This window comes from Trueperaceae bacterium (assembly GCA_031581195.1).
In the GTDB taxonomy this organism is placed as follows: domain Bacteria; phylum Deinococcota; class Deinococci; order Deinococcales; family Trueperaceae; genus SLSQ01.
On record JAVLCF010000093.1, the window covers coordinates 1,845 to 8,979 of the forward strand.

The 7,135-nt window shown below is 77.3% G+C and carries 6 protein-coding genes; 3 read left to right on the forward strand and 3 right to left on the reverse strand.

Annotated elements, in window-relative coordinates; translation table 11 throughout:
• Positions 1-454: RNA polymerase sigma factor region1.1 domain-containing protein (locus tag RI554_08885; protein ID MDR9392126.1), on the reverse strand; the 454-nt coding region annotated here is incomplete at its 3' end.
• Between the two features lie 244 nt (positions 455-698).
• Between RI554_08885 and RI554_08890 the strand changes: the two genes are divergently transcribed.
• Entirely contained in the window at positions 699-2,345 is a 1,647-nt protein-coding gene (locus tag RI554_08890; GenBank protein MDR9392127.1) for a phosphoglucomutase, alpha-D-glucose phosphate-specific, read from the forward strand.
• 46 nt (positions 2,346-2,391) lie between these two features.
• On the opposite strand, the gene RI554_08895 is transcribed toward RI554_08890, so the two are convergent.
• Positions 2,392-3,231: a universal stress protein gene (locus RI554_08895; protein ID MDR9392128.1), complete on the reverse strand. Its 840-nt coding sequence runs from the start codon at positions 3,229-3,231 to the stop codon at positions 2,392-2,394.
• A gap of 102 nt (positions 3,232-3,333) precedes the next feature.
• Complete coding sequence (locus tag RI554_08900) at positions 3,334-5,835, reverse strand: cation-transporting P-type ATPase (GenBank protein MDR9392129.1); 2,502 nt, start codon at positions 5,833-5,835, stop codon at positions 3,334-3,336.
• A gap of 292 nt (positions 5,836-6,127) precedes the next feature.
• Between RI554_08900 and RI554_08905 the strand changes: the two genes are divergently transcribed.
• Positions 6,128-6,598, forward strand: coding sequence for a universal stress protein (locus RI554_08905; protein ID MDR9392130.1), 471 nt, complete (start codon positions 6,128-6,130; stop codon positions 6,596-6,598).
• On the forward strand, positions 6,595-7,135 hold a 541-nt coding region (locus RI554_08910), incomplete at its 3' end, for a universal stress protein (protein ID MDR9392131.1). The genes RI554_08905 and RI554_08910, both read left to right, overlap by 4 nt.

Sequence of the window (7,135 nt, forward strand, 5' to 3'; positions counted from 1 at the left end):
CCTCCGCGGCGAGGGCGGCCTCGTCCGGCTCCTCCTCGTCGAGGTCGCCGGCCAGACCCGCGGCCTGGTCGTCGGTCGCGTCGTCGGTAGCGTCGCCCTCCCCGAGGTCGTCGCCCGCACCCCCGAGCGCCTCGCCGTCCGCGGGTGCCGCGGCGTCCGCCGGCGCGACCGCGCCGTCCGCGTCGCCCTCGTCGCCGGCCTCCTCGTCGCCGGCCTCCTCGTCGCCGATCACCTCGACGCCGCGCAGGTCCAGCTGTTCCAGGACCTCGTCGAGCACGTCGTCGCCGAGCTCCGGCGTCCGCTCGAGGACGCGCGTCAGCGCCCCCTTCACCAGGCCGGCGGACACGACCCCGCGCTCCTGGCCCTGCTCGAGCAGCGCCTGCATCTCCGGCGCCTCCAGCCATTCCGGCGTCGCGTGCATGTCGTTCACGTCGGTCTGCAGTGCTTCGCTCATGACCCCTCCGTTCGGTCGGCCCGTCGCGGCGCTGCGAGCGGACGCCCGGAGACCGGGCGCCGAGGGTGCGGCGCGAGGGGCGGTGGACCGTGGGGCGGCCGGCCGCGCGGCGCGGCCGAGCGGGGGGTGCGCCGCGCGCACCGGACCCTCCGCCCCGGCAACTCGCTCAAGGTAGCACGCGGCCCCGTGCCCCCCGCGCCGTCCGGGCGACGAAGCCCTGCTACCCTCGCGCCGGAGGTCCGCCATGCCCGACCCGCTCGTGCCCGACCCGCTCGCCGGCCAGCCCGTGCCCCGCGACCGCCTCGAGCACGTCCCCCGGCTCCTCGCCGCGTTCTACGACGTCGCGCCCGACCCGGCCGACCCCGGCCAGCGGGTCGCGTTCGGGACGTCGGGCCACCGCGGGCGCTCGCGCGACGGCACCTTCAACGAGGCGCACGTCGTCGCCATCGCCGCCGCCGTCGCGGAGTACCGCGCCGCCGCCGGCCACCGCGGCCCCCTGGTGCTCGGGGCGGACACGCACGCGCTGAGCGAACCGGCGTTCCGGACCGCCGCCTCCGTCCTCGCCGCCGCCGACGTCCCGCTGTGGGTCGACGCCGACCTCGGGCCGGTCCCCACCCCCGTCGTCAGTCACGCCGTCCTGACGCACAACCGCCAGCACGGCTCCGGCGCCGACGGCATCGTCATCACCCCGTCGCACAACCCGCCTGGCGACGGCGGCCTCAAGTACGACCCGCCCCACGGGGGGCCGGCCGGCAACGACGTGACGCGCGCCATACAGGCGCGCGCCAACGCCTGGCTCGACGCGGGCACAGGCGCCGTCCCCCGCGTCCCCGTCCGCGAGGCGCTCGCGTGCGCCGAACGCCGCGACCTGGTCGGCGCCTACGTCGCCGACCTCGGGCACGTCCTCGACCTCGACGCGGTCGCCGCGTCGGGCCTGAAGCTCGGGGCGGACCCCCTGGGCGGCGCGGCGGTACCGGTCTGGCCGCGCGTCGCCGAGACCTACGGCCTCGACCTCGAGGTGGTCGACGCCCGCATCGACCCGGCCTTCGCCTTCATGCGCCTCGATCACGACGGCGTCGTGCGGATGGACTGCTCGTCGCCGTACGCGATGGCCGGCCTCCTCGAGCTCGCGGACCGCTACGACGTCGCGTTCGGGACCGACCCGGACGTCGACCGGCACGGCGTCGTCGTGGAGGGGGCCCTGATGAACCCCAACCACTACCTCGCGGCCGCCGCGGACTACCTGCTCGGGGCGCGCGACGGATGGCGGCACGACGCCGCGATCGCGACGACCGCCGTCACGACCCACATGCTGCACCGCGTCGCCGCGGCGCACGGGCGCCCCCTCGTCGAGACGCCGGTCGGCTTCAAGTGGTTCGTCGAGGGCCTCCTCGCGGGCCGCACCGGCTTCGCAGCGGAGGAGTCCGCCGGCGCGACGGCGTTGCGCCGCGACGGCACCGTCTGGACGACCGACAAGGACGGCGTCGTCGCGGCGTTGCTCGCCGCGGAGATGACCGCCCGGACGGGCGCGACCCCGGCCGAACGCTACCGCCGGCTCGAAGCGACCCACGGCGCGTTCGCCTACCGGCGCAGCGACGCGCCGGCGAGCGACGCGCAGAAGGCCGCCCTGAAGGCGCTCGACGCCGCCGCGGTCGACGCGCGCGAGGTCGCCGGCGACCCGGTCCGCGAGGTCCGGACGTCCACGCCGTCCGGCGATCCCCTCGGCGGGCTCAAGGTCGTCACCGACGGCGGCTGGTTCGCCGCCCGCCCGTCGGGGACCGAAGCGATCTACAAGATCTACGCCGAAAGCGTCCGCGGCGACGCGCACCTGCGGCGCCTCGAACGCGAAGCGCGCGAGGTGGTCGACGCCGCCTTCGACACCGACGCGTGACGCGCCGACGCGCGACGCACGGGCGCGACCCCGCGCCGCGCGGGGCTCAGGGGCGGTAGGGCACGCTGAGGATCGGGACGCGCGAACTGCGCAACAGCGCGTCGGCGCGGGAGCCGAGCAGCAGCCCCACGGCGCCGGCGTGGCGGCGGACGCCGACCGCGATCAGGTCCGCACCGACCTCCGCGGCGAGCGCGGGGAGCGCGTCGATCGGGTTGCCCTCCCGCAACAGCGTCGCGACGTCCCGGCCGTGCGTCATCTCCCGCATGGCCTCCTCGGCGCGGCGGGCGTAGTCCGCGTCCCCGTGGTAGCGGGGGTCGTCGACGACGTGCGCGATCGCCAGGTCGACGCCGGCGTCGGCCCACCCCTCGACCACGCCCCAGGCGTGCCGCGACGCGTCCCCGAAATCGGTGGCGAGCAGGACCTTGCGGACGTCGCGCGCCTCCGCCTCCTCGCGGACCGTCAGGACCGGCCGCCGCGCGCGCCGCACGACCCGGCCGGCGGTCCCCCCGAGAAAGAACGCGTCCAAGCGGTTGGCGCCGTGCGCCCCCATCACGATCACGTCGGCGCCGGCATCCTCCGCCGTCTCCAGGATCTCCGCGACCGGGTGGCCCCACCGGAGCTCCGACGTCCCCCCCTCGCTCGCGAGGTGGTGGAGGCGCTCCTGGATCCGCTTCACCTCCGTCGCGCGGCCCTCCTCGATGCGCCGCACCCACTCCGGGTTCAACGTGTCCGCGGTCGGCTGCAGGTAGCGCCGTTCGTCGCTCTCGAAGCGCTCCTGGACGTAGATCAGGTGCAGCTCGCCGCCGAGACGCTCGCGGAGCGACAGCGCCAGGCGACGCGCCTTCTCCGCCGTCTGCGAAAAGTCGGTCGGGTGCAGGATCTTCATGCAACCTCCTCGCCGCCGCCGCGCGCTCCGCGGCCGGCTTCGTGCGCAACGTAGCACGCGCCCTCCGCGCCGGGCGGGCCGCTCGTACGCCCCGCACCGCCGTCAGGCGCGGTCCTTCGGCCGGCTCCAGGCGGCGACCGCCCGCCCGACCGCCCACGCGACCCCCGCCGACCCCAGCACCCACGGCACCGCCGCGAGCGGCAGCGGCGCGAGCCCCAACAGGGTCCGGAGCGGCGGCAGCCCGACCGCGGCGACCTGCAACGCCCCACTGAAGGCCAGCGCCGCCCACAGGCCCCGGTTCGGGGTCGGCGGGTGGCGTTCGCGGCGGGCGCCGTCGAGCAGCGCGAGTTGCGCGAGGACCAGCACCATGAACGTCGCCGTCGCCGCCGCCTCCGGCCCCACCCCGACCCACGGCGCCCACGCCCGCGGCGCGAGCGACAGGGCGGCGACCGCCCCCCCACCGAACCCCACGAAGCGCAGCGTGCTCGCCGACAACAGCGGCGCGTCGGCGGCGTGGGGCGGGTCGTCCATCAGCCCCGGCCGCCGGTCCCACGCGAGCGCCAACGCCGGCAACGCGTCGGTGATCAGGTTGATCCACAGGATCTGTGCCGCCGCGAGGGGCGGAACGGCGTCCCCGCCGCGTGCGGCGAGGGCCAGCACGAACCCGGTGGCGATCGTGACGACCTCCGCGGCGTTCGCGGCGAACAGGAAGCGGACGAACGCCCGCAGGTTCGCCGCCACGCCGCGCCCCTCGCGGATGGCGGCAATGAGCGTCGAGACGTCGTCGTCGAGCAGGACGACGTCCGCCGCCTCGCGCGCGACGTCGCTACCCCGCTCGCCCATCGCCACGCCGACGTCGGCGCGGCGGAGCGCCGGCGCGTCGTTCACGCCGTCCCCGGTCATCGCGACCGTCGCGCCGGCCGCCTGGTAGGCCTCGACGATGTCGAGCTTGCGTTCCGGCGCGGTCCGCGCGAACACGTCCACCTCCCGCAGGGTGCCGGCGTCGCGGCGCTCGGCGACGGCGTCGCCGACCGCCACGACGTCGGCGTCCAGGCCCACCTCGCGCGCGACGGCGCGGGCGGTGGCGGGGTGGTCGCCGGTGATCATCACGACCCGCGCGCCCGCCCGGCGGGCGGCGGCGACCGCGTCCGCCGCCCCCGCGCGCGGCGGGTCGCGGAACGCGACGAGCGCGAGCGGCGTCAGGTCGCGCTCCGCGCGGCCCGCGCCGCGCGCGACCAGCAGCGTGCGTTCGCCCGCCTCCGCCCGCGCCTCGTTCGCCGCCGCCCACGCCGCGCGGTCGTCGTCGCCGAGCGCGCACCGCGCGAGCAGCGCCTCGGGCGCGCCCTTGAGGTAGCTCACCTCCGCCCCGTCGCGCTCGGGGTCGCGCACCGTCGCGCGGAGGAACGACCAGGCGGCGTCGAAGGGACGCTCGTCCGTGCGTGGGGCGTCCCGCCGGAGGGCGGCCGGGTCGAGCCCGGCGTCGCGGGCGCCGTCCAGCCACGCCCGCTCGATCGGGTCGCCGGTCTCTCCGTCCGCCGGCGCGTCGCTCGCCAGGACGCCCGCCCGCAACGCCGCCCGGCCCACCTCGCCGGCGACGTCGAGGTCGCCGTCGGGCGTCACGAGGCGCGCGAGGCGCATGCGGTTGCGGGTGAGTGTGCCGGTCTTGTCGGCGGCGACGACGTCGACGGAGCCGAGCGTTTCGACCGCCGCGAGGCGGCGGACGACGGCGTTGCGGCGGGCCATGCGTTGCGTCCCGAGCGCCAACGCGCCGGTCATGACCGCCGGGAGGCCCTCGGGCACCGCGGCGACCGCCAGCGCGACGGCGAGCAACAGCGTGTCGACCGGGTCGCCCCCCAACGCCCAGCCTGCGGCCAGCATCGCGGCGGCCAACGCCGCCGCGGCCCACGCCACCCGCCGCCCGAAGGCCTCCATGCGGCGCTGGAGCGGGGTGGCGCTCCGGTCGATCCCCCCGAGCAGCGTCGCGAGGCGCCCCATCGCCGAATCGGGGCCGGTGGCGGTGACCTCCATTTCGGCGCGGCCGGCCACCAACGTCGTGCCGGCCGCGACGTCGTCCCCCACCGTCCGGGTCTCGGGCACCGATTCGCCGGTGAGGGCGGACGTGTCGAGCGTCGCGCCCGTCGCCTCCAGAAGGCGCCCGTCGGCGGGCACGCGGGTGCCCGCCGGGAGGCGGACGCGGTCGCCGGGCACCAGCTCCGACGTTGGGCGGCGCACCCGCCGCCCGTCGCGCCACACCTCGGCGTGGGGCGTCGCGAGCGCCGCGAGTTCGGCGAGGGCGCGTTCCGCACGCCAGCCCTGGCTGACCTCGAGGCCGGCGTTCAGGAGCACGATCGACAGGATCGCGATCGTCTCGAACGGCGCGCCGTGCCGCCCCTCGAGCGCCCAGGCGGTGAGGTCCAGGGCGGCGGCGGCCCACAGGAGCAGCACCAGTGGACTGCGCATCGCGTCGAGCACGCGTCGCGCGAACGGGGTCGGGGGGGCGTCGGGCAGGCGGTTGGGGCCGACCTCCGCGAGGCGCGCGGCGGCGACCTCGCGCGTCAACCCCTTCGCGGGCTTCGCGTCCGGAGCGGCGGGCCGGTCGGGCATGGGGCACGCTACCGCCGCCCTCGCGCCCGCGCGGTGCAGGTGGGCTGCGACGCGACGAAGGACGGCCCCCGTGGCTGCGGGCTGCCGGGGGACGCCACGGGGACCGTTCGACCCTGCGCCGCGGAGGGTCCGCGGGTTCGGGCTGACCCCATGGCAGCACGCCCGCCCATGGGGGCACGTCGGTGATTTTCCGACACGGGGCGTGGTGCGTCTTCGCCCCGCGCGCGCGCCCCGACGTGCCACGCTGAGGGGGAGCGGAGCGGGTGCCCCCCGCCCGCGAAGGAGGTGCACGGTGTACGGAACCATCCTGATGCCGACCGATGGAAGCGCCTGCGCCAAGAACGCGACGCGCAAGGGCCTCGAGCTCGCGAAGCAGCTCGGCGCGAAGGTGACCTTCCTCCACGTCCTGGAGAACCCGCTGGTCGCGGGGTACGCCGCGCCCGAGGCGCTGCCGTACTCCGCGCAGCTCTACCAGGACCTCAAGACCGCGGGGCGGGAGGTGCTCGACGACGCCCTCGCCGACGCCGCGGACCACGGCGTCGAGGCGGAGGCCCGCCTCGTCGAGAACCGCCGTCCCGCCGACGCGATCCACGACGCCGAAGCCGACCACGACCTCGTCGTCATGGGCACGCACGGCCGCCGCGGCGTCGACCGGTGGATGTTCGGCAGCGTCGCCGAGGGCGCCCTGCGCCGCTCGGCGAAACCGTTCCTGATCCTCCACAGCGACGGCGACGACGCCGACGAGGCGGGGGGCGCGGGGTGACCGGTCGCCGGACCGTCCTCGTGCCGCTCGACGGCTCCGACCTGGGGCAGGCGGCGCTCGACGCGCTCGTTCGGCTGTTCGACGCGTCCGACGTCCGGCTCGTCCTGCTGCACGTCGGCGACCCCCCACCCCATCCGGGGTCGGCGCCGCCCCCCCGCCCGTTCGTCCCGAGCGACGCGGCGATCCAGGAGGTCGCGACCCCCGACCCGGACGATGAGACGCACGTCTGGGATTCGCAGGAGTGGGCTAGCGCCCGCGCCGCCCTGGAGGACGTCCTGACGCCCGTCGCGCGGCGGCTCGGGCGGGACGGCTACGCGGTGGAGACCACCACGGCGTTCGGGGATCCCGCCCGGGAGATCGTGCGCGCCGCGGAGGAGCACGCGCCCGACCTGGTCGCCATGGCGACGCACGGCCGGACCGGCGTCGCGCGCGCCCTGGTCGGAAGCGTCGCGGAACGCGCCCTGCGCCGCCTCGGCGTGCCGGTCCTGATGGTCCGCCCCGACGCCGTCCGGGACGAAGGCGACGCGGAGGCCGAGG

Bases quoted from the DNA above. Each gene is read 5' to 3' on its own strand.
- RI554_08900 (MDR9392129.1), bottom strand. From the start codon at position 5,835: ATGCCCGACCGGCCCGCCGCTCCGGACGCGAAGCCCGCGAAGGGGTTG.
- RI554_08895 (MDR9392128.1), bottom strand. From the start codon at position 3,231: ATGAAGATCCTGCACCCGACCGACTTTTCGCAGACGGCGGAGAAGGCG.
- RI554_08890 (MDR9392127.1), top strand. From the start codon at position 699: ATGCCCGACCCGCTCGTGCCCGACCCGCTCGCCGGCCAGCCCGTGCCC.